This is a genomic window from Streptomyces sp. SDr-06, assembly GCF_003324565.1.
Taxonomy (GTDB): Bacteria; Actinomycetota; Actinomycetes; order Streptomycetales; family Streptomycetaceae; genus Streptomyces.
Genome location: NZ_QOLA01000001.1, coordinates 504,041 through 526,175, shown reverse-complemented (window position 1 = coordinate 526,175; position 22,135 = coordinate 504,041). Strand labels below are relative to the sequence as shown.

The window sequence follows — 22,135 nt, the reverse complement described above, 5'->3', positions numbered from 1 at the left end:
TGCTGCCCCCTGGGGCGCCCGGCGGATCACGGCCTGGCCCCTCGACGCGTCCCTTCCATCACACACCCGGTCCACGCGGGATGCGACCCGAACGCCCACCGCCTACGCTCTCGGCCCCGTGCCGCCCGGTCTCTCGCGGGTGGTACGGGGCCGAGGGGAGTGCTGCCCGTGGATCAGGCCGATTCCCGCAGGCTCATGAGCGACCCGACGAGCTGGTCCACCTCCTCCGGGGTGTTGTACAGCGCGAAGGAGGCGCGGGCCGCCGACTCCAGTCCGTAGTGGGCCAGGGCGGGCTGTGCGCAGTGGTGGCCGGCCCGGATCGCGATGCCGTCGCGGTCCAGCCACGAGGCGATCTCCGCCGGATCGTGGCCCGCCAGGGTGAACGTGAGCACCGCGATCCGGCTGGGCGCCGACCCCAGGATCTCCAGGCCCGGCACCCTCCCCATCGCCTGCTGCGCGTACGCCGTGAGCCCGTCCTCGTACGCCGCCACGGCGGTGCGGTCGAACGACGTGAACCAGTTCAGGGCGGCGAGCAGCCCGACCACGCCGCCGATGTGCCCGGTGCCCGCCTCCATGAGATGGGGCACCGGGGCGAAGGTGGTGCGCTCGAACGACACCGAGTCGATCATGTTGCCGCCGCCCTGCCAGGGCCGCAGGCCCGTCAGGACCTCCGGCTTGACGTAGAGCGCGCCGATGCCCGTGGGGGCGTAGAGCTTGTGACCGGAGAACGCGTAGAAGTCCGCGTCCAGTTCGGTCACGTCGACGGGCAGGTGGGCGACCGCCTGCGCGCCGTCGACCAGCACCCTCGCACCGTAGCGGTGGGCCAGCGCGGTCATCTCGCGCACGGGCGGCACGGTGCCGAGGACGTTCGAGGCCTGGCTGATGGCGACGAGCTGGGTGCGCGAGGAGAGCAGGTCGGCGTAGGCGTCCTGGTCGATCTGCCCGTCCGCGAGCAGCGGCACCGGGACGACGCGCGCCCGGGTCTCCTTCGCGATCAACTGCCAGGGGACGATGTCCGAATGGTGCTCAAGGACGGGGACGAGGATGTCGTCGCCGGGGCCGAGGTTCGCCCGGCCCCAGCTCTGCGCGACCAGGTTGACGGCCTCGGTCGTGCCCCGCACGAACACGATGGAGTCGGGCGAGGGCGCGCCCAGGAAGTCCGCGACCGCGGCCCGCCCCGCCTCGTACATCTCGGTGGCCTCACGGGCCATGGTGTGCGCGCCCCGGTGGATGTTGGAGTTCGCCGCACCGTAGTAGCCGGCCAGCGCCTCGATGACCTGGCGCGGCTTCTGCGTGGTGGCCGCGTTGTCGAGCCAGACCAGCGGATGCCCGTTGACCGTGCGGTGCAGGATCGGGAAGTCCTTGCGCGCCGACTCGGGTGAGAACGTGCCCGGCCGGCGGCCGGCGACGGTGCGCTCCGTGACGTCAGGAATAGTCATGGTAGTTGGACACCTCGACGTTCTGGAGCACCGCGATCGCGTCCTCCACCAGGACGGCCGTGTTGAAGTACGCGGTCATCAGGTACGAGGTGATGCCCTTCTGGTCGACACCCATGTTCCGCATGGACAGGCCCGGTTCGATCTCGTCGGGCACCGCGGCCGGCCGCAGCCCCACCACGCCCTGCTCGGCCTCGCCCGTGCGCATGAGCAGGATCTCCGTGGTGCCCACGCTGCCGCCGCCCGAGAACCTGACCTTGTCGGAGGGCAGCAGCGGCACCCCGCGCCAGGTGAGCATGGGGCTGCCGAACCGGTTGTCGGTCACCGGCGGCACGCCCCGCCGGGTGCATTCGCGGCCGAACGCGGCTATCGCCCTCGGGTGCGCGACGAAGAACCCCGGTTGCTTCCACACCTTCGCGAGGAGCTCGTCGAGGTCGTCCGGGGTCGGCGAGCCGGTGCGGGACTGGACGCGCTGGCCGGCGGAGACGTTGTTGAGCAGGCCGAACTCGGGGTGGTTGAGCAGCGCCGCCTCCTGCCGCTCGCGCAGGGCCTGCACCGTCAGGTTGGACTGGGCCCGGGTCTGGTCGATCGGGCCGTTGTACAGGTCCGCCACCCGGGTGTGGACCCGCAGCACGGTCTGGGCGAGCGTCATGTGGTACTCGCGCGGCGCGTCCTCGTAGTCGACGTAGGTGCCGGGCAGGTCGACCTCGCCGACGTGCCCGGAACTGAGGTCGATGGGCACCTCGGAGCCCGGCTTGACGGTGTCGCCCGTGGCGTACAGGTCCATGGCGGTCCGCAACTGCTCGCTGCGGTCGGCGAGTTGGGTGAGCGCGGACCGCTCGGCGCACAGTGCCGTGCCGGGCGTGAGCGCCTTGACCCGGTAGGGCATCGCCTCGCCGCGGGTCCACGCGTCGAGGTCGAAGAACTGGCCGTCGCCCGCCACTTCGAGCAGGGCGTCCTCGCCGTAGCGGCCGGTGACCCGCTTCTCCGCGCGGCCCTGCACCAGGATCCACAGCCGGTCGGCCGGGTCGCCCTCCTGGACCAGGACCTGGCCCGCGTCGAAGGTCACCGGGGTGAAGGCCCCCGCGAGTTCGCCGAGCAGCGCGTCCTCGGCGTCGCGTAAGTAGGGCAGCTCGCGCAGGTCGCCCGGCATGACGCGCGGGGTGCCGTCCTCGTCGTACGTGCTGATCCGGTCGTCGCCCAGGACGAACGAGCGGCGGCGGTTGACCCGGTAGACACCGGACTCGACATCGACCCAGGGCAGGGCGCGCAGCAGATAGCGCGGGGTGATGCCGCGCATTTGCGGAGCGGTCTTGGTCGCGGTGGCGAGTTGCCGTGCCGCGTCCGGGCCGAGACTCATCCGCTGGTTATTCACAGGAGCGTTCACTGGTACCTCCTCGACGGGGTTGGACGAGGACCGATGGTGTTCCTGGAATTCGGGCACCACAAGGGGCATGTGCCGGCGGCAGGCCGGAAATGGCGCTGGGAGGGCCGCGAAAAACCGCTCCCGCGCAGGTCGGAGCGGATGCGGTGCACGGCATAAGAGACGCGATTCAAACTCGTCGTACCGGCTATTAGATCCTGAAAGCCCGGCTTATGGGAATGCTGATTCCGGTCGAATTCCAGGATCCGCGGCGTGAATTCACCGGGAAATGATCAGCGGGTCGCCAGCCCTGGCGCCGAGGTGTGCCGGCCCGCCTTTCCGGCGGGTGCCGCCCGCTCACCCGCTGCGGTGCGGCGACCGCCGCGCGCGAAGAACCCGGCCAGCGGCAGGGTGGCCGCGCCCACGGTGACGGCGTCCGGGCCCAGGCTGCCGAGTTCGATCGTGACGCGTTCCGCGGGGTGGCGCAGGGCGTAGGCGGTGGCGTGGCGGCGCACGGACTCCAGGATGTGCGGGCCCAGTCGCTGGCCCGCCCAGCCGCCGATGAGGATGCGCTCGGGGGTGTAGAGGTTGATCAGGTCGGAGAGTCCGGCGCCCAGGTACTCGGCGCACTCCCCGAGCACCTCCAGGGCCGCGGGGCTCGCGGCGACGCCCTCGTCCCGGGGGTGCGCGGCGGCGAGCAGCGCGCTCAGGGCCTCCTCCTCGGAGGGCTCCGGGGGCAGGTCCCCGCCCGCCTCGCGCCAGCGCCGAAGGAGTGCTTCGGCGCCCGTGTATGCCTCCAGGCAGCCGAGCGCGCCGCAGCGGCAGCGCCGGCCGCGCACGTGCACGGTGGTGTGGCCCCACTCGGCGGCGCCGCTGTACGCGCCACCGCAGAGCGCGCCGCCGGAGACGACGCAGGCGCCGACGCCGGAGCCGACCAGGACGACCACCGCGTCCACGGCGCCGCGGCCGCCGCCGAACCACATCTCGGCCTGCCCCAGCGTCTTGGCGCCGTTCTCGATGAAGTACCCGACTCCGGGAGGGAGTTGGAGGGAGTCCCGCAGCAGCGACTCCAGCGGCACCGCGTCCCAGCCGATGGTCTGCCCGTGCACCACGGCCCCCTCGGGGGAGCCGCGGTCGACGATGCCCGGCACGCCGACCCCCACGCCGAGCAGTCGCCGCGGATCGAGCCCGCTCTCGCGCAGCACCGCGGCCACCCCCGCGCCGATGTGGCCGACGACGCGCCCGACGTCGTAACCTCCCGCGCCCAACGGATGCTCGGCGCGGGCGAGTTCGCGCAGTGCGAGATCGAACAGCGCGACCCTGATCCGGGTCTCGCCGACGTCCACGCCGATGAGATGGCCGCTCGCGGGAGCGATCCGCAGCAGGGTGCGCGGTCTTCCGCCGTCGGAGTCCACCACCCCGGCGTCCTCCAGGAGCCCGTCGGCGAGCAGATCGGTGACGACGTTGCTGATGGAGCCCGAACTCAACCCCGTGGCCGGGCCGAGCGCCTGCCGGCTCATCGGGCCGTCGAAGTACAGCCGTCGCAGCACCGTGCCGCGGTTGTCGCGGCGCAGGTCGCGGACGGTCCTGGTGTGCGGTGTGGCCATGGGGCGCCCTCCCTGCGCGCAACATACCGGTGCGAGAGAAGTGTTGGCGCGCCTCTTCCGCGGCCTACGGCATGGCATGAACCAAGGCGTGAGGGCTGATGGGAGGGCCGCTCCTGGCCGTGAGGCCATGGGGAGCGAGATCGCCGCCCAGGCCGACCGGGTCGCGACTAACGCGAGTTGCGGTCTTCCGCCGAACCGTCGCCCAGGTAGGTGGCCAGGCGTTCGAGGAAGGTCCGCTGGCCGTGGACCAGCAGGGGCGCCGCGGCCTCGGGGGCGAGCCACGCGAAGCGGTCCATCTCGGGGAACTCGCGCAGGGTTCCCGACCCCCGCGGCCACTCCATGGTGAACGTGCCCGGCACCGCGTCCGCCGGGTCCAGGTCGGCCTCGACCGCCCACACCGTCACGGTCTTGCCGCCCCGCTGCACGATCTCTCCCAGCGGCACGAGCGGGCCATCGGGCGGCGCCAGTCCGAGCTCCTCCTCGAACTCGCGCCGGGCCGCGGCCGCCGGCACCTCCTCGGGGCCGTACTCGCCCTTGGGAATCGACCAGGCGCCGGCGTCCCGGCCCGTGAAGAACGGGCCGCCCATGTGCCCGACGAGCACCTCGATGCCGTCCCCCGCCCTGCGGTACAGCAGGAGCCCAGCGCTGCGTTTTCCGGCCATGGCGCTAGTCTGGTGGCCCGCCGCGCACGGCGCCATGGGACGCGTGCGGCGGGCCCGCGGACGTCGGGGCGGGGACCCTGGCCGGGAGCGCTCAGGAGCCGGACTGCTCGGAGCGCTTGGCCGAGACGGCGAGCGTGAAGGAGTGCCCGGCGGGGTCGGCGTAGACGCGTTCGTCGCGCGGCCCGTTGTTGTCCTTGGTGTCGACGGGGGTCGCGCCCAGGGTGATGGCCTCGCGCTCGGCGGCGTCCATGTCGCCGAGCGCCACCACGATCCTCAGGTGTGCCTGCAGGGAGTCGTCGGGGCGCGGCCAGCTGGGCGGGGCGTAGCCGTGGTCGCGGCGGATCGCGAGGTGGGTGCCCTGCGCGCCGACCACCTCGACGAAGTCCGGATCGCAGGCGGTCTCGATGTCGCCACCGAGCAACTCGGCGTAGAACTGGGCGAGTTCGACGGGTTCGGCACAGTCCAGGACGAGGATGCTGGTCTTCTGAACACTCATGCCGCGACGAGTGCCCGTGTGCGCCCCCTCGCTAACGCCCGGCCTCACGCACCGTGTCGAGATAGTCGCGGATCGCGTCCCGGTTCCTGCTGAGGCACTGGATCTTGGCGTCCATCTGGGCCCAGTGCCGCTCCAGGTTCTCGATCAGGGCGGCGCTCGCACCGCTCACATGGATCGAGTCGGGACCGTCCAGACACGGCAGGATCTCCTTGATGATCCTGGTGGGCACCCCCGCGTCGAGCAGGCCGCGGATCTGCGTGACGCGCTCCACCAGGTGCTCGTCGTAGTCGCGGTAACCATTGGCCGCCCGGGCCGGGGCGAGCAGGGCCTGGGCCTCGTAATAGCGCAGCAGGCGGGTCGGTACGCCGGTACGGGCGGACAGCTCTCCGATGCGCACGGTGGCACCTCCAGGACGGGGCCTTTTTCCGGTCGGGCTTCCCTTGACACTAGTGTGAAGGTTCGACGATGGCCTCATGATCACACGGAGACCGTCCGCCCCGGCGGCGACCCTGGCCGTCCTCTCGGTCGCGCAGTTCCTCATCGCCCTCGACTACTCGATCATCTACATCGCGCTGCCGAGCATCGCGGACGACCTGGGGCTCGCCCCCTCGCTCGCGCAGTGGGTGGTGAGCGCGTACGCGGTGCTGTTCGCGGGCTTCCTCGTCGTCGGCGGCCGGCTGGCGGACCGGGTCGGCGCCAAGCGCCTGTTCGTGGTGGCGATCGTCGCGTTCGGCGCGGCCAGCGCGGTGGGCGGCGCCGCCCAGGACGGCACGGTGCTGCTCGCCGCGCGCGGGGCGCAGGGGCTGGGCGCCGCCCTGCTCCAGCCGGCCGTGCTCGGTCTGATCGGCACGACGTTCCCGGCCGGGCCCCGGCGCGGCAGGGCGCTCGCGGTGTGGGGATCGGTGGGAGCCTCCGGGCTCGCCGCGGGCGCCATCCTCGGCGGACTCCTCACCTCCGCCTCGTGGCGGCTCACGTTCGTCATCAACGTGCCGCTCACCCTGCTGTGCGCTCTGGGCGCCGCCCTGTGGGTGCGCGGGTCCGGCACCACCGCACCGGCCGGGCCGGCCCCGGTCCTCGCCTCCCTGCTCGGTACCGGCACCGTGCTCACCCTCGTCCTCGGACTCACGCTCGGCTCCGGTGAAGGCTGGAGCGCGGTGCCCACCCTGGTCTGCCTCGGGCTCGCCCTGGTGTTCGCGGCCGCCTTCCTGCGCGGCGAGGCGACCTCGCGCACCGTGCTGATCGAACCCGTCCTGCGCGCCACCCGCTCGCTGCGTACCGGGGCCGGAGCGACCGCGCTGTACATGGCGAGCGTGGGCTCGGAGTTCTACCTCCTGACCCTGCTCCTCCAGTACCTCAAGGGCTACACGCCCCTCGCGGCCGGGCTCGCCTTCCTGCCGCTCGCCGTGATGGTGACCGCGGGCAGCGCGGCCGCGGGCCGGGCCGTGCGCCGCGTCGGCCCACGGGCCGTGCTCGTCGCCGGTTTCGCGCTGGCGGCCGCAGGACTGCTCTGGCTCGCGCTCGCCCTGACCGGCGACTCGTACGCCGTCGACCTGCTGCCCGGCCTGCTCCTGAGCGGATTCGGCCACGGCGCCGTGTACACCTCGATGTTCATCATCGGCACCCATGACGTGCCCGCCGCCCACCAGGCCACCGCGGGCGCCCTGCTGACCACGTCCCAGTACCTGTCGGGCGCGGTCACCGTGGCCGTCCTGACGCTCACGCTGGGGCCCTCCCCGGACCACGTGAGTTTCCGGCTCGCCTTCCTGCTCACCACGGCCGCAGCCGCCGCGGGCGCGGCACTCGTCGCCGCCCGCCGCGAGCGGCCCACGGCCGACGATCCGGTGCGGCGGGTCCTGGTGGGCTGAAGGGCGAAGGTGCTCCGCTCACTCCGCCAACTCCCGGGCGTCCAGCGGCCGTCGCCACGTGACGAGGCGGTGCACGGCCGCCAGCTCGTGCTCCAGGGGCGAGGGCGGGACGGCGAGCACCGGGCAGGAGGCGTGCGCCAGGCAGTAGCGGGCAACCGAAGGGCGCAGCGCGCGGCGCAGCCTGCCGCGGGGGCCGGTGCCGAGCACCAGGAGGTCCTCCGCCGCCCGCGCCGCCTCCACCAGGACGGCACCCGGGGTGCCGCGTACGACCGTCGCTTCGAGCGGCACGGCAGGACCGGCCGGTCCGAAGGCGGTGTCCAGGGCCGTCAGGAGCCGCTCGGCCGCCATCGCGCGGCACTGCGCGAGCAGGTCCGGGTCGAGGGAGCCGCGGTGGCCGAGCTCGCCACCGGGCGGCGCCCAGGCGAGGACCGCCACCAGGGTGCCCCCGCCGTGTGCGGCCTCCCGCGCCGCGCGGTGCAACGCCGTCAGGCTCCCGAGCGATCCGCTGACCCCGGCCACCACACGCCGCCCACCGATCCTGTCCATGACTCCCTCCACGGCTCCCGCTCCAGCTCCGCTCCGTCTTCGCCTTCCCGACGAGCCAAACCCGTACACCCCTCGCGGCGGCGCGCGTTGGCGGCTTCCTGACGGTCGCGCGGGGGATCCTGACGGGCCCATGACGCCGCGTCCGCCGCCGCGTCAGCATCCCGTCATCACTGGCCGCCCGGACGTCAGCATCGCGTCAGGGCGCCGGACGGCCGCGACCGCCGGGCGTAGCGTCGCCGTTGTGCCCCGGCCCGCCTCCCCGTGCCGGGGCCGCCCCACCCCGAGCGAGGATCCTCCAGGAGGAATCCCATGGCACAGCCCGTCCGCGACGACGACCCGGACCCCTGCGAACACCCCCCGGCCGGAGCGCTGTTCGTGCCCGTCCGGCCGGGACCCGCCCGGTGCGCGGCCCGGATGTTTCGCACCCCGCTGGGCGACCGCACCGCCGTCGCGTTCACCACCCGGGGCCGGCTCGCGGCGACGCTCGGCCCGGACCAGGCCTGGATCAGGCTGGCCGAGCCCGCGCTGCGGGCGCTCGTCGAACCGCTCGGAGTCACCGCCGTCACGGTGGACCCTCAGCTCTGCGCGCCCGCCGTCACCCGCACCGTCCGGCCCTGGAGGGTGCGTGACGTGGGCGTGACCGGAGCCGCGGCCGTCGCCGACGCGCTCGCCCTGTGGATCGGCTGAGAAGGAGTACGAAAGCCATGACCACCCTGAATCTGCCGACCGGCCTGACGCCCGCCGACGACCTGTCCGTGTGGCCCGCCTCGACCGCCCGGCTCGCCCACGGCGGCCTCGCGGTGGGGGCCGTCCCGCTCGGCGAGATAGCCGAACGCTTCGGCACGCCGGTCTACGTGCTGGACGAGGGCGAGGTGCGCGAGCGCTGCCGCACCTACCGCAGCGCGTTCCCCGAGGCCGAAGTGCTCTACGCCGCCAAGGCGTTCCTGTGCCGCGCCCTGGCCCACTGGGTCGACGAGGAGGGCCTCGGGCTCGACGTCTGCTCGGCGGGCGAGCTCGAACTCGCCGTCACCGCCGGATTCCCGGCCGAACGGATCGTGCTGCACGGCAACGCCAAGTCCCCGCAGGACATCGAGGCCGCGCTGCGCCTCGGGGTCGGACGCATCGTCATCGACAGCCCCTTCGAGATCGCCCGGCTCGCGGCGGCCGTCGGCCCGCACGGCCACCAGAAGGTGATGGTCCGGGTGGTGCCGGGGATCAGCGCGGGCGGCCACGACAAGATCCGTACCGGAACCGACGACCAGAAGTTCGGCCTGTCCCTCACCGACGGCCACGCCCAGCACGCCATCACCCGCATCCTCGGCCAGCCACAGCTCGAACTGACCGGCCTGCACTGCCACTTGGGCTCGCAGATCACCACCGTCAAGCCCTACCTCGCGGCCGTGCGCCGCATGGTCGGCCTGATGGCGCGCGTCCGCGACACCCACGGCGTGGTGCTGCCCGAGCTCGACATGGGCGGCGGTCACGGCGTCGCCTACCGTCCCGGCGAGGACGCGCTCGACATCACGGCGCTGGCCCGCCGGATGCGCGCCGAACTCATCGAGAGCTGCGCGGCGGCCGGGCTCGCGGTGCCCCGGCTGCTCGTCGAGCCGGGGCGTGCCGTGGTGGGCCCGGCGGGCGTCGCCCTCTACCGGGTGCTCGCCGTCAAACGGACCGGCGAGCACCTCTTCGTCGCCGTCGACGGCGGCATGAGCGACAACCCGCGGCCCGCGCTGTACGGCGTGCGGTACGCGCCCCGCCTCATCGGCCGGGCCTCGACCGCCGGGTCCTGCCGGGCGACCGTCGTCGGGCGGCACTGCGAGGCGGGCGACGTCCTGGCCGCCGCGGTGGACCTGCCCGGCGACATCCACCCCGGCGACCTGCTCGCCGTGCCGGTGGCGGGCGCCTACCAGCTGTCCATGGCGTCCGGCTACAACCTGGTGGGGCGCCCGCCGGTGGTCGCGGTCGCCGACGGGCACGCGCGGCTGCTGGTGCGCCGCGAATCCCTCGACGACTTCCGCAGCCGCGACGTGGGGCTGTGAGCGGACCTCATCGCGGACGCTGGCCCACCCGGGAGGCGGGGCGCCGCCCGAGGAGTTCGGCAAGACCACGCCGGGTCGCGGCCAGCACGACCCGGTCCTCGGGCCGCAGGACGTAGCCCGGCGGAAGTTGCCAGACCAGGTCGCCGGGCGCGCCCCCGCCCCCTCGACGGGCCGCGCCCAGGTCGGGGACCCGGTCGGCCGGCGAGGAGGTGTCGAGCGCGAGGACCCGCCAGGCGCCCTCGCGGAACGCCTCTTCGACGGTGCGGCCCTCCAACTGCGGATGGCCCGCCACGTCGATGGCCGCGAACAGCAGCACCTTGCGCTCCACCGGTATGGCGCCCAGGATCTGACGGCCCATCATCGCCCCGGCGAAGGCGGGCGCCGCCAGGTGCGAGACGCTGCGGCTGCGGGTGAGCGCCTGCGGGTGGGCGGCGCGCAGGGTGCGGTAGACCGCGGTCGCGAAGTCGTCGTCGTACAGCCGCATCACCACCCGCAGGTCGGGCTTCACCGAGCGGGCGTACAGGGCCGCTTCGAGATTGGTGGTGTCCGAGCTGGTCAGGGCGAGCAGGGCGTGCGCCCGGTGGATCCGGGCCGATTCGAGCAGGCCCTCCTGCGTGACGTCGCCGATGACGGTGGGCACCCGCAGGCGCCGGGCCAGCGCGATGCCGCGGGCCTCCGGGTCGGCCTCCACGCACACGACGGGGATGTCGAGCTCGCGCAGCCGCACCAGCACCCGGGCCCCGACCTTGCCCATGCCGAGCAGCACCACATGGCCGGAGAGCCCGCGGGAGGGGCGGGGCAGCGAGGAGGCACTGCGGAAGGTGCCGAGGCCTTCCAGGACGGCGGCGATCAGGACGGGCAGGAGCAGCAACCCGGTGAGCCCGGACAGGAGTTGGAGGACCTGGCGGCCCACCGGCTGGCCGATGGCCGGGTCGTCGATGGCGAAGATGTCGAGCAGGGTCAGATAGGCGGCGTGCAGCGGGTCGTCGCCGGTGGTGAGCCAGGTCGCGATCGCGAGGGCGAACACCGAGGCGACGATCCCGGCGAGCGACCAGCGCAGCCGCCGCGAGAACAACCGGCCCAGCGGGGCGCGGAGATCGGTGAGGCGGCCGGGCTGCTGCGGGGGACCGGTGTAGGTCACGGTCTCCAGGACGACCCGGCCGCGCCGGTCGGCGTCGTCCATCGAGCGCTCGTCCGGCAGCAGCCGGGGCCCCTCCGCGCCGCTGCGGTCCGAACCCTCCGCGCCCGCCGGGTCGTTGGTGGTCGACGACAGGAGGGCCAGCGTGCACAGTCCGGGGTCGGTGACCTCGCCCGGGCGCGGCGGCGGACGCTGCCCGGCGCGCAGCAGCACCCCGTCGGCGTGCACGACCTTGCTGGTGCCCGCGATGGCGGTCGCGGCCAGCGCGGGCGCCGCGGTGTCCGCGTCGGACAGGACGGTGGTGGACGCCTCGGAGGCGGGCGTGGCGGGGTCCGCCGCCGCGAGGGCGGCGGCCTGGTCGAGCAACTCCTGGAGGTACTGGCCGAGTTTGCGGTTGTAGAGGCGGATGACGAGCCGGACGCGCGGATTGAGGCGCCGGGCGATCAGCGCCGCCCGGATGTTCGTCTCGTCGTCGCTGTGGACCAGAGCGAGGGCCGCGGCCTGCTCGGTCCCGGCCTCCATCAGTGCGGTGTCGTTGGGCTCGACGGCCTCGACGAGCCGGGCCTCGCCCGCCCCCTCGGTCCCGGTGACGGGGGTGCGCAGCACCACGGACGACATCCGGCCGAACAGCGCCGAGGCCCTGGCGCGGCCGCCCGCGGGGAGCCGGTCCGAGCGGGTCTGGTGCTCCGGTGGCACGAGGAGCACCACACGCTCCCCGTACACGTCGCGCAGTTCGCCGGCGAGCCGGTGCGCGAGGGCGCCGTCCCCGCTGACGATCATGTGTCCGACGGGAGGCCCCGCCCACTGCTGGGACGGGAGCGGCTGTTGAGGAAGTGAAGGCACACCCCAGACCATGCCTCATGGTGCGGCGCGCCGTCGACGGGCCACGGGGCCCGGCGTGCCGACGCCGCACATCTCAACCGCCGCTCTCGGCCAGGCTGTTGTAGCGCAGAAGGTACGCGGCGAACCGGTCGAGGTCCTCCGGGGCCCAGTCGGCGAGCCGGTCGTGGAAGGCCTGGCGGCGCAGCTCGGCCGCCTCGGCAAGCTTCGCGGTGCCCGCCGGGGTGAGCTGGAGCACCTGGATGCGGTGGTCGTCGGGATCGCTGATGCGTTCCACGAAGCCGAGCTTCTCCAGTCCGGCGATCTGGCGGCTGATCGTCGACTTGTCGAGCATGTAGTAGGCGGCCAGATCGGTCGCCCGGCAGCCCTGCTGGTCCTCCAGATGGGAGAGCAGGGTGAACGAGACGAGCGAGAGCTCCGGGTGCATCCGGGCGGCGGCGGCCCGGGCGCGCCGGGCGAACGCGGTCAGCTCACGCTGGATGGTGACGACCGACTGGTCTCGGCTGAGCACGACTGATCCCCTTCCTCTCGGTTCCTCTCGGTCCTTCCGGGTGGACAGTTGTAGAATACAACGCCGTTGGGGATGCGCGGAACGCCACGCCGCGGGCCCCTGGCCTCAGCCCTTCGGCGGCTCCTCGCCGAGGGTGTCGAGCGCCTCGCTCAGCCAGCCGATCCAGAACGTCTCCAGCTCGATGCCGCCGCGCAGCACCAGATGGCGCAGCCGGTCCTGCTCGCTGTCCCGCTCCGGCGGGAAGTCCTTCGACTCGATCCCGTGGTACGTCTCCAACTGGGCGCGGTGCAGGGCGAGATGACGCTCCAGCTCGGCCCGGAGCCCGCCCGTTCCGATCACCGCCGCCGCCCGCATCCGCAGCAGCAGGGGGTCCCGCATGGGCTTGGGGTCCTGGCCCGCCGCCGCCCACTGGGCGAGCTCGGCGCGGCCCGCGGGGAGCACCTCGTACTCCTTCTTCTGGCCGCGGGCCGGGGCGGCGGTGGGCAGCGCCCGGATGAACCCGGACTGCTCAAGACGCCCCAGCTCGCGGTAGATCTGCTGGTGCGTGGCCGACCAGAAGTAGCCGATCGACCTGTCGAAGCGGCGGGTCAGTTCGAGCCCCGAGGAGGGTTTCTCGAGCAGGGCGGTCAGGATCGCGTGCGGGAGGGACATGACCGCATCCTAGGTTCGCCCGGCCGGCTCAGAGCGTCGCGGCCAGCCGGGTGCCCTGGTCGATGGCGCGCTTGGCATCCAGTTCGGCGGCCACGTCGGCGCCGCCGATGAGGTGCACGGTGGCCCCGGCCGCGGTCAGCTCCTCGTACAGGCCGCGCCGCGACTCCTGCCCCGCGCACAGCACCACCGTGTCGACGGGCAGGACCGAGGACTCGCCGTCCACGGTGATGTGCAGGCCCGCGTCGTCGATCCGGTCGTAGCGCACGCCCGGGACCATGGTCACACCGCGGTGCTTGAGCTCGGTGCGGTGGATCCAGCCGGTCGTCTTGCCGAGCCCGGCGCCCACCTTCGACGTCTTGCGCTGGAGCAGGTGCACCTGGCGCGGCGGCTTGGGCCGCTCCGCCCGGCGCAGCCCGCCGCGCTCGCTGTAGGCGGTGTCGACGCCCCACTGACGGAAGTATGTCTCGGGGTCCAGGCTCGCCGCGTCGCCGCCGTCGGTGAGGAACTCCGCGACGTCGAAGCCGATGCCGCCCGCGCCGACGATCGCGACCCGCTCGCCGACCGGCGCCCCGTCGCGCAGCACGTCGAGGTAGGTCAGCACGCTCGGGTGGTCCGAGCCGGGGATCTCTGGAGTGCGCGGGGTGACGCCGGTCGCGACGACGATCTCGTCGTACGAGCCGTCGCCCAGGTCGGCAGCGCTCACCTCGGTGTTCAGCCTGACCTCCACGCCGTGCAGTTCGAGCTGGGTGCGGAAGTAGCGCAGCGTCTCGTCGAACTCCTCCTTGCCCGGCACCCGCTTGGCGATGTTCAGCTGGCCGCCGATGCGGTCGGCGGCGTCGAAGAGGGTGACCGCGTGCCCGCGCCCGGCCGCCGACACGGCGAACGCGAGCCCGGCCGGGCCCGCCCCGACCACGGCGAGGCGCTTGCGCAGCCGGGTGGGGGACAGGACCAGCTCGGTCTCGTGGCAGGCGCGCGGGTTGACCAGGCAGGAGGTGATCCTTCCGCTGAAGGTGTGGTCCAGGCAGGCCTGGTTGCAGCCGATGCAGGTGTTGATGGTCTCGGCGCGGTCCGCGGCCGCCTTGGCGACGAACTCCGGGTCGGCGAGGAAGGGGCGCGCCATCGACACCATGTCCGCCCGCCCCTCGGCCAGCAACCGCTCGGCGACCTCGGGGGTGTTGATGCGGTTGCTGGTGATCAGCGGGATCGACACCGACCCCATCAGCTTCTTGGTCACCCAGGTGTACGCGCCCCGGGGCACCGAGGTCGCGATCGTCGGGATGCGTGCCTCGTGCCAGCCGATGCCGGTGTTGATGAGCGTCGCCCCGGCCGCCTCGATGGCCTGCGCGAGGGTGATGACCTCGGCCAGCGTCGAGCCGCCCGGGACCAGGTCCAGCATGGAGAGCCGGTAGATGATGATGAAGTCGGCCCCGAGCCGCTCGCGCGTGCGGCGCACGATCTCGACGGGGAAGCGCATCCGGTTCTCGTACGAGCCGCCCCAGCGGTCGGTGCGCCGGTTGGTCGCGCCCGCGACGAACTCGTTGATGAGGTAGCCCTCGGAGCCCATGATCTCGACGCCGTCGTACCCGGCGGTGCGCGCGAGCCCGGCCGCCCGCACGAAGTCCTCGATGGTCCGCTCGACCTCCTCCTCGCTCAGCTCGTTGGGCACGAACGGGCTGATCGGCGCCTGGAGCGCGCTCGGCGCGACCAGGTCCTCGTGGTAGGCGTACCGGCCGAAGTGCAGGATCTGCATCGCGATCCGGCCGCCCTCGCGGTGCACCGCGTCGGTGACGGTGCGGTGCTGGGCGGCCTCCGCCTCGGTGGTGAGCTTGGCGCCGCCGGGGTAGGGGCGGCCCGCGTCGTTGGGTGCGATGCCGCCGGTGACCATGAGGCCGACCCCGCCGCGGGCCCGCTCGGCGTAGAACGCGGCCATCCGCTCGAAGCCGTTCTCGGCCTCTTCGAGCCCGATGTGCATCGAGCCCATCAGCACCCGGTTGGGCAGCGTGGTGAACCCGAGGTCGAGGGGGCTCAGCAGATGGGGGTACGCGGTCATGGGGGCGCCTCCGGGTGGGGTGTCGTCGCCTCCAGTTGTAGACCAGGGAACCCGCTTATGCAACAAGTTGCATAACGCTGAGGTGGCGTGATCCCGCTCTCACACCCAGGGCGGCGGACCCTCGGGGGCGAGCTGGTGGACGTCGAAGAGCACGGCCGCCTCCACCCCGAGGGCCGGGCCCGCCGCCCGCGCGATCCAGGTCAGGAAGGGCCGCGGGGCGAAGGCGTCCGCGTCCGCGCCGAGCCCCTTGGTGTACTCGGCGTGCGCGGCAAGCGAGGCGATGCCGCGCTCCAGCGGGGCGCCGGTCACATCCACCCCGTGCGTGGGCCGCTCGGCCCCGGCGAACGCCACGAACCGCACCCCGGGCCACGGCTCAAGACCCTCCTCGGTCAGCTCGGGGAAGATCCAGCGGTTCCCGGCGTCGCGCGCCGCGTCCAGCGCCGCGAGCCCGACCGCCCGGTGATCGGCCTGATTGACCAGCCCGCCGATCATCCGCACCGTGTACGCCCCCGACACGATCACGTCCGGCCGGAACCGGCGGATGGCCCGCACGATGTCGCGCCGCAGGGCAGGCCCGTACTCGACGACCCCGTCACGATGGCCGAGGAACTCCACGTCCGTGACCCCGACCTCGCGCGCCCCGGCCCGCTCCTCGGCCTCGCGCAGCGGCGCCGCCCGGTCCGGCGGCACGCCGTCGATGCCCGCCTCCCCGCGCGTCGCAAGCAGATAGCCCACCTGTTTGCCCTGCGCCGTCCAGCGGGCGACCGCCGACGCCGTGCCGTACTCGATGTCGTCCGGGTGCGCCACCACGGCCAGGGCCCGTCCCCAGTCCTCCGGCAGCGGGGAGAGGGAGGGCCCGCCGCTCCCACCGGCATCGTTGAAGGCGCTCATGCCCCTCATGATGGCGCCGCCCGGGCGGCGGCGACAGCCGGACGACGAGGCCGCGGCACCGCGAGCAGGATCGGCGTGCCGAGGGCGACCCGCCTGCCTCTCCTCCCCTCACGCGGTGGCCCGCCGCTCACACCTTCCGGTAGCCGTACGCCTCCGTCGCCGCCGCCTCCACGGCGTCCAGGTCCGCGCCCGCCGACGCGCTGACGACCGCCGCCACCGCGCCCTCCACGAACGGGGCGTCCAACAGCCTTGTCCCGGGCGGGAGTTCGTCGCCTTCGGCCAGCAGTGCCTTGACGGTGAGGACGGCGCTGCCCAGGTCCACCAGGACGGCCACGCCCGCGCCCCGGTCCACCGACCCGGCCGCCCGCACGATGAGTTCCTCACTGGTGCCCAGGCCCCCGCCGGGCAGGCCGCCCGCCGGTGCGACGGGGGCGGTGGCGCCGCCGCCCGCGAGCCCCTCGGCCAGCTCGGCGACGGCGGCCGCGACCGCCGCGCTGTGCGAGACGAGCACCACCCCGACCAGCGGCGCCGCGCCGCTCACGCGGCCGCCTCCGCCAGCGCGCCGATCAGCAGCGCCGACGATGCCGCCCCCGGATCCTGGTGGCCCTCGGACCGTTCGCCGAGATAGCTGGCCCGCCCCTTGCGGGCGCGCAGCGGCACGGTCGCGAGCGCCCCGGCCCCGGCCGCCTCGGCCGCCGCCCCGAAGGACTCGCCGAGCGCCTCGACCGCGGGCAGCAGCGCGTCCAGCATCGTCTTGTCCCCGGCCGCCGCCCCGCCCAGCTGGGCGACGGCCGCGACCCCGGCGCCCAGCGCCTCGGCCAGCTGCTCCCGGCTGACCTCGCCGGCGTCCCCGAGCGCCTTGCCCGTACGCCGCAGCAGCGTCCCGTACAGCGGCCCCGACGCGCCCCCGACCGTGGAGATCAACTGCCGCCCGGCGAGGGCGAGTACGGCGCCGGGGGTGGGCGGCGCCTCCTTGTCGAGCACGGCGGTCACGGCGGTGAAGCCGCGCTGCAGATTGGCTCCGTGGTCGGCGTCGCCGATCGCGGAGTCGAGATCGGTCAGCCGGGCCGCCTCCCGGTCGACCGCGGCGGCGGTGGCGGACATCCAGCGGCACATGAACGCGGCGTCGAGCACGAGCTCTCCCTCAGGCATCGGTTCAGCAACCCCACCGCAGCGCGGGCGTGTCGACCGGGGCGTCCCACAGCCGCAGCAGCTCCTCGTCGACCTGACACAGCGTCACCGAACAGCCCGCCATGTCCAGCGAGGTCACGTAGTTCCCCACGAGCGTACGGGCCACCGGAACGCCCCGCTCGGCGAGCACCCGGTGCACCTCGGCGTTGAATCCGTACAGTTCGAGCAGGGGAGTGGCCCCCATTCCGTTGACCAGGAGCAGGACGGGGCTGGTGGGCCGCAGGTCCTCCAGGACCACGTGCACGGCGTAGTCGGCGATCTCGCGGGCGGTCATCATGGCCCGCCGTTCGCGCCCCGGCTCGCCATGGATGCCCACCCCCAACTCCAGCTCGCCCGGCGGCAGTTCGAAGGTCGGGCTGCCCTTGGCGGGGGTCGAGCAGGCCGACAGGGCCACCCCGAAGCTGCGCGAGGCCCCGTTCACCTGGCGGGCGATCGCCTCCACCCGCTCCAGCGGCGCGCCCTCGGCGGCGGCCGCGCCCGCGATCTTCTCGACGAACAGCGTCGCGCCGGTGCCGCGCCGCCCCGCGGTGTAGAGGCTGTCGGTCACCGCCACGTCGTCGTCGATGAGGACCTTGGCGATCCGCACGCCCTCGTCCTCGGCGAGCTCCGCCGCCATGTCGAAGTTGAGGACGTCCCCGGTGTAGTTCTTGACGACGAACAGCACTCCGGCGCCGCCGTCCACGGCCGCCGCCGCCCGCACCATCTGGTCCGGCACCGGCGAGGTGAACACCTCCCCGGGACAGGCCGCCGACAGCATCCCCGGCCCGACGAACCCCGCGTGCAACGGCTCGTGGCCCGACCCGCCGCCCGATACGAGGCCCACCTTCCCGGCCACCGGGGCGTCCCGCCGGACGACCACCCGGTTGTCGACGTCGACCGTGAGCGAGGGATGCGCGGCCGCGATGCCGCGCAGCGCGTCCGCTACGACGGTCTCGGGCACGTTGATGAGCATGTTCACCATGACCTCCAGGGCGAGGCGTGCGGAGTGTGACGGCCCCAGTATCACGCGACGCCCCGCGGCCCGGGCAGCCGAAGTGCGGTCAGGCGGGTTGTGACGTGCGCGGACGCAGCGCCTTGGCGATCACGTCCGGCCGGTTGGTGATGATGCCGTCCACGCCGAGGCCCACCAGCCGGGTGGCGGCGGGCGCGCTGTCGACGGTCCAGGTGTTGAGCCGCAGGCCCACCCGGTGCGGGCCCTTGAGCGCGTGCACGGCCTTCACGTACGCCGAAGTCACCGTGTGCTGCTCGGCGTTGATCTCGTCGCTGAAGGCGGCGTACTGCTTGAGCTGGGATACGGGCGGGTTGCCGAGGAAGCCGGTGCGTACCGAGGGGCGCAGGCGGTGCGTGGTGCGCAGCGCGGGGGCGCTGAAGCTCTGCACGACCAGGCGCCGGTTGAGGTGGGCGGGGTCGAGCCAGCCGGACCGGCCCAGCGCGTCCAGGGCCTGGCGCTCGACGCCGGGGTACAGCTCGGGCTGCTTCAGTTCGAGCAGGAGACCCTGGCCGGTGTGGTCGAGCAGGCTCAGGTACTCCCGCAGGGTGGGGATGCGCTCGCCCCGGAAGCGCGGGTTGAACCAGCTGCCCGCGTCGAGCTTCTTGATCTCGGCCAGGGTGAACGAACCCACCGCCCAGGGGGCCCGCTCGGGGTAGCGCCGCTTGGCGTCGGTGGTGCGGGCCAGCGTGGTGTCGTGGATGACCACGAGCGCGCCGTCGCGGGTGCGCTGGACGTCGTTCTCCACCCACCGGACGCCGAGATCGGCGGCCCGCTGGACGGAGCTGAGGGTGTTCTCCGGAGCGTAGGCCGAGGCGCCGCGGTGGCCGAAGACGATGACGGGCCCGGCCGGTCCGGCCGCCGCGGCGCGGGCGGGCAGCGCGAGGGCGAGGGCCCCGCAGAGCGCGCTGACGACGGTGGACACAGCGGTGCGGTGGCGCATGGCATTCCTCACGACGGCACGGATCAACGTGCGCCGAGGGTGCCAGGCCGCCGCGGCCCGCGACGGCGTCGCGGGGAGGCGGCGGCCAAGATGCCGGGCGGGTTCCCCGCTGCGGGTGGCCCGCGTTCGGCCAGGAGGCCCAAGGACGAGCACATGAGCGGGCGTCCGCCGCGGGGGGTGCCGCCCGGCAGCGGGTCCAGCGGTCCGCTACGGCAGCGGGATCGACATCTCGCCCCGGCGGCCCGTCGCGGCGTCCACCATGCGCAGCCTCAGCTGACCGTGTTCGTTCGCGTCGTGCGGGACGTAGAACTGGAAGGAGAAGTTGCCGCGCGCGTCGGCCGTGTCGCGGCTCCACTGGCGGGTGCGCGGCGCCTTCTGCCAGCCCTCCACGAAGGTGCGCACGACGGCGCGCGGGGTCCAGGCGACGCCGTCGACGTAGTACGTGCTGCCCGTCTGCCACCGGGTGGTGCGCACATGGAGCGCCGGCTCGCTGCTCTGCTGGGCGGCCGCGGCGGCCGTGGGCACGGTGAGCGCGCTCAGCAGCATCAGCGAGACGGGCAGCAGCCGTTTCGGGGTCATTCCTTGCCCTCGTAGCGGCGCTCGAAGCGGGCGATCCGCCCCTCGGTGTCCACGGTCCGGGCCGTACCGGTGTAGAAGGGGTGGCTCTTGGCGGAGATCTCCACGTCGATGACCGGGTAGGTGTTCCCGTCGTCCCAGTCGATGGTCTCCTCGCTGGTGGCGGTCGACCGGGTCAGGAAGGCGAACCCGGCCGCCCGGTCACGGAAGACGACGGGCTGGTACGGGGGCTGCTTGTCACGCTGCATGAGGACTCCGGGGTGGGGGTCAGCGGGTTTCGTCCGGCTCGGTGGCGGCGGGGTCCTGGAAGTCGTCGAGGCGGTCGAGGTCGTCCTCGTCGACGATGTGCATGGCCGCCTCCTCCGCCGACGACGCGGCACCGTCGATGCCGACGTCCGTGGCGAGCATCCGGGTCTCGTCGTCCGGGTGCGCGCCCTCGTCGGGGGCCACGAGGCGCCCCGCGCGGGCGCCGCCCACCTCGTTGTCGCGGGGCTCGCCGTCGGTGTCCCAGGTGTCGCCCACACCGTCGCCGTCGGCCACGGCCACCTCGGGGACCTCATCGGCCAGGCGCCGCTCCAGGCCCTCGCCGCGCAGGCGTTCGGCGGCGGTCACCCCGGGGCGCTCCACGGCCCACGGCCGCTCCGGCGGTGAGTACCCGGCGTCGAGGGGCTCCGCCGGACCGTCGTCGAGGGTGTCCTCGGTGCTCAGGATGCCCTCGTCGTCCTGCACCTCGGAGCCGTCGGGCTGGTAGACGTCGTCCCCCCACGCCTCACTGTCGACCACGGCTACCTCCTGGGTTGCGACCAGTGGCTCGCACGCCGCGCGGTCCGATCCGGCAGCCCTCACCAGTCTCGGCTCGCGGGGCGCCCGGCCACCACCGCACGCGAGCCACCCGGGTGACCACCGGGCCGCCGACGGCAGCTCGGCCACCGTGCGCCCGGGCGATCCATGGCCCCGCCCGACCGCGGCGGGGCTCCGGTCGCCACCTTGGTGGCACCTCCCGAGGAATGCTTGTATAGTACAACTCATAGAAGTTGTAAAAGCCAACCATCGATCGCGCGGCCGCCTCGGCCGCGGCCCGGTCAGAAGGGTCCTGTCATGTCCGGAGGCCACAAGGCCGGCCGTGTCGCGCCGGTCGACGTGCGTACGGCGCCGTCGAACCCCGCGCTGCGGCACGTCCTCACGCACCTGATCACCCCGCTGCTGATGTGCCTCGGCATGGGACTCGCCTACCTGGGGGCCTTCGCCACCCCGGAGCCGCACCACCTGCCGGTCGCGGTCGTCGGGGCGGGCCCGGAGGCCAAGGTGTTCGCGCAGACCGTGAAGGACAAGGCGGGCGACAAGCTGGACGTGCGCACGGTCGCCGACCGCGCCACCGCCGTCGACCAGCTCAAGCACCGCGACATCACGGGTGCCTACGTCCTCAGCGCGAAGGCGCCCGAACTCATCGTCGCCTCGGCCGGCTCCGACATGAGCGCCACCGCCGTCGAGAAGGTCTTCACCCCGGTGGCCGGGGCTCACGGCGTCCCTCTGAAGATCACCGACGTCGTGCCGCCGGTCTCCGGCGACCCCACCGGATCGGGCATCTTCTTCCTGCTCATCGCCGTGAGCATCGGCTCGTACGCCTCCGTCGCCGCCCTCGGCGCGGCCGGCGCCGGGCTCTCGCTGAGGCTGCGGGCGGTGCTGGTGGCCGGGGTGTCCCTCGCGGTCTCGGTGATCGGCGCGGCCTTCGCGGGCCCGCTGTTCCACCTCGTCGACCACGGCCTGTGGGGCGTGTGGGCGATGTCCTGGCTGTACTCGGCGGGCATCCTCTTCCTCGGCGTCGGGCTCCACACCTTCCTCAAGCGCTGGACCACGCTCGCCGTGATGGTGCTCTTCGTGATGCTCAACTTCACGAGCTCCGGCGGCCTGTTCCGCCCCGAGCTGCAGAACGGCTTCTTCGGCGGCCTGCACGCCTTCTGGAACGGCGCGGGCCTCGTCGAGGGCATCCGTGACCTGGTCTACTTCGGCGGCCACGACCTCGCCCGCAACGTCTGGGTGCTCGCCGCCTGGCTGGTCCTCGGTCTCGCCGTGCTGGCCGTCGCCGGTCTCGCCGAACGCCGCCGGGCCCCGGCCGCCGCCCCCGCCGGGGCGGCGCCCGCCACGGCGGCGCCGTCCGGCGCGGCCCTGGCCGAAGCGGCCGAGGAGGAAGAGGAGGTCGAGGAAGCCGTCGGCGTCTGACACCGACCCGCGCACCAGGGCGGCCCCGGTCGACGGGGCCGCCCTCGTCGTCGGTCGCGGCGCGCGTGGCCTGTTGGCAGGGTGGGGCCGGTGACCGTGCGGCCGGACGACCCCAGGGAGGC

General features: G+C 73.7%; 23 protein-coding genes. 4 read left to right on the top strand and 19 right to left on the bottom strand.

The features are described 5' to 3' along the window. Positions 1-173: 173 nt before the first annotated feature. The 6 genes from DT019_RS02385 to DT019_RS02360 all read right to left on the bottom strand — a co-directional run bounded on the left by DT019_RS02385 (position 174) and on the right by DT019_RS02360 (position 5,961). The gene (locus DT019_RS02385) at positions 174-1,439 is read right to left on the bottom strand and encodes a cysteine desulfurase (protein ID WP_114034863.1); all 1,266 of its coding nucleotides are present in this window, start codon (positions 1,437-1,439) and stop codon (positions 174-176) included. Continuing rightward, positions 1,426-2,796, bottom strand: a complete 1,371-nt coding sequence (locus DT019_RS02380; RefSeq protein WP_114034862.1) for a family 2B encapsulin nanocompartment shell protein — start codon at positions 2,794-2,796, stop codon at positions 1,426-1,428. Before DT019_RS02380 ends, DT019_RS02385 begins: the two co-directional genes overlap by 14 nt. A gap of 296 nt (positions 2,797-3,092) precedes the next feature. Then, a complete protein-coding gene (locus DT019_RS02375) occupies positions 3,093-4,406 on the bottom strand; it encodes an ROK family transcriptional regulator (RefSeq protein WP_114034861.1) in 1,314 nt (437 codons plus the stop codon). Between the two features lie 167 nt (positions 4,407-4,573). Further along, positions 4,574-5,068 carry an NUDIX domain-containing protein gene (locus DT019_RS02370; protein ID WP_114034860.1) on the bottom strand — a complete coding sequence of 165 codons (495 nt, stop codon included), beginning with the start codon at positions 5,066-5,068 and terminating at the stop codon, positions 4,574-4,576. 91 nt (positions 5,069-5,159) lie between these two features. Next, positions 5,160-5,564: a VOC family protein gene (locus DT019_RS02365; protein WP_114034859.1), complete on the bottom strand. Its 405-nt coding sequence runs from the start codon at positions 5,562-5,564 to the stop codon at positions 5,160-5,162. Between the two features lie 31 nt (positions 5,565-5,595). Beyond that, entirely contained in the window at positions 5,596-5,961 is a 366-nt protein-coding gene (locus DT019_RS02360; protein ID WP_114034858.1) for a MerR family transcriptional regulator, read from the bottom strand. Positions 5,962-6,037: 76 nt separating this feature from the next. Between DT019_RS02360 and DT019_RS02355 the strand changes: the two genes are divergently transcribed. Then, positions 6,038-7,429: an MFS transporter gene (locus DT019_RS02355; protein WP_114034857.1), complete on the top strand. Its 1,392-nt coding sequence runs from the start codon at positions 6,038-6,040 to the stop codon at positions 7,427-7,429. A gap of 18 nt (positions 7,430-7,447) precedes the next feature. Here DT019_RS02355 and DT019_RS02350 read toward each other — a convergent pair whose 3' ends face one another. Further along, a complete protein-coding gene (locus DT019_RS02350; protein ID WP_114034856.1) occupies positions 7,448-7,975 on the bottom strand; it encodes a universal stress protein in 528 nt (175 codons plus the stop codon). A gap of 309 nt (positions 7,976-8,284) precedes the next feature. On the opposite strand from DT019_RS02350, the gene DT019_RS02345 reads away from it, so the two are divergent. Together DT019_RS02345 and lysA are read left to right on the top strand one after the other, a co-directional pair. Beyond that, positions 8,285-8,662, top strand: a complete 378-nt coding sequence (locus tag DT019_RS02345) for an SAV_915 family protein (protein ID WP_114034855.1) — start codon at positions 8,285-8,287, stop codon at positions 8,660-8,662. Positions 8,663-8,679: 17 nt separating this feature from the next. Continuing rightward, positions 8,680-10,014 (top strand): diaminopimelate decarboxylase, encoded by a 1,335-nt coding sequence (gene lysA / locus DT019_RS02340; protein WP_114034854.1) that lies wholly within the window; start codon positions 8,680-8,682, stop codon positions 10,012-10,014. Between the two features lie 7 nt (positions 10,015-10,021). Here lysA and DT019_RS02335 read toward each other — a convergent pair whose 3' ends face one another. The 12 genes from DT019_RS02335 to DT019_RS02280 form a co-directional block, all read right to left on the bottom strand. After that, positions 10,022-12,007, bottom strand: a complete 1,986-nt coding sequence (locus DT019_RS02335; protein ID WP_114034853.1) for an NAD-binding protein — start codon at positions 12,005-12,007, stop codon at positions 10,022-10,024. A 61-nt stretch (positions 12,008-12,068) separates the two neighbouring features. After that, positions 12,069-12,503, bottom strand: a complete 435-nt coding sequence (locus DT019_RS02330) for a MarR family winged helix-turn-helix transcriptional regulator (protein WP_114034852.1) — start codon at positions 12,501-12,503, stop codon at positions 12,069-12,071. A gap of 105 nt (positions 12,504-12,608) precedes the next feature. Continuing rightward, on the bottom strand, positions 12,609-13,154 hold the full coding sequence (locus tag DT019_RS02325) for a PadR family transcriptional regulator (protein ID WP_114034851.1): 546 nt from the start codon (positions 13,152-13,154) through the stop codon (positions 12,609-12,611). Positions 13,155-13,182: 28 nt separating this feature from the next. Then, positions 13,183-15,204, bottom strand: coding sequence for an NADPH-dependent 2,4-dienoyl-CoA reductase (locus tag DT019_RS02320; RefSeq protein ID WP_114034850.1), 2,022 nt, complete (start codon positions 15,202-15,204; stop codon positions 13,183-13,185). Between the two features lie 99 nt (positions 15,205-15,303). Continuing rightward, entirely contained in the window at positions 15,304-16,095 is a 792-nt protein-coding gene (locus DT019_RS02315) for a PIG-L deacetylase family protein (RefSeq protein ID WP_114034849.1), read from the bottom strand. A 127-nt stretch (positions 16,096-16,222) separates the two neighbouring features. Further along, positions 16,223-16,636 carry a PTS fructose transporter subunit IIA gene (locus DT019_RS02310; RefSeq protein ID WP_114034848.1) on the bottom strand — a complete coding sequence of 138 codons (414 nt, stop codon included), beginning with the start codon at positions 16,634-16,636 and terminating at the stop codon, positions 16,223-16,225. Further along, positions 16,633-17,229, bottom strand: coding sequence for a dihydroxyacetone kinase subunit DhaL (gene dhaL / locus DT019_RS02305; RefSeq protein ID WP_114034847.1), 597 nt, complete (start codon positions 17,227-17,229; stop codon positions 16,633-16,635). Before dhaL ends, DT019_RS02310 begins: the two co-directional genes overlap by 4 nt. 22 nt (positions 17,230-17,251) lie before the next feature. Beyond that, a complete protein-coding gene (dhaK, locus tag DT019_RS02300; RefSeq protein ID WP_114035285.1) occupies positions 17,252-18,244 on the bottom strand; it encodes a dihydroxyacetone kinase subunit DhaK in 993 nt (330 codons plus the stop codon). Positions 18,245-18,326: 82 nt separating this feature from the next. Then, positions 18,327-19,217 (bottom strand): glycerophosphodiester phosphodiesterase, encoded by an 891-nt coding sequence (locus DT019_RS02295; protein ID WP_114034846.1) that lies wholly within the window; start codon positions 19,215-19,217, stop codon positions 18,327-18,329. A 207-nt stretch (positions 19,218-19,424) separates the two neighbouring features. Then, on the bottom strand, positions 19,425-19,796 hold the full coding sequence (locus DT019_RS02290; protein WP_114034845.1) for a hypothetical protein: 372 nt from the start codon (positions 19,794-19,796) through the stop codon (positions 19,425-19,427). Then, a complete protein-coding gene (locus DT019_RS02285; protein WP_114034844.1) occupies positions 19,793-20,041 on the bottom strand; it encodes a type B 50S ribosomal protein L31 in 249 nt (82 codons plus the stop codon). The genes DT019_RS02290 and DT019_RS02285 overlap by 4 nt, the downstream gene beginning before the upstream one ends. A gap of 19 nt (positions 20,042-20,060) precedes the next feature. Continuing rightward, positions 20,061-20,576: a DUF5709 domain-containing protein gene (locus DT019_RS02280; RefSeq protein ID WP_223279270.1), complete on the bottom strand. Its 516-nt coding sequence runs from the start codon at positions 20,574-20,576 to the stop codon at positions 20,061-20,063. Between the two features lie 315 nt (positions 20,577-20,891). Between DT019_RS02280 and DT019_RS02275 the strand changes: the two genes are divergently transcribed. Continuing rightward, positions 20,892-22,013 (top strand): hypothetical protein, encoded by a 1,122-nt coding sequence (locus tag DT019_RS02275; protein ID WP_114034843.1) that lies wholly within the window; start codon positions 20,892-20,894, stop codon positions 22,011-22,013. The last annotated feature ends 122 nt before the right edge of the window (positions 22,014-22,135 follow it).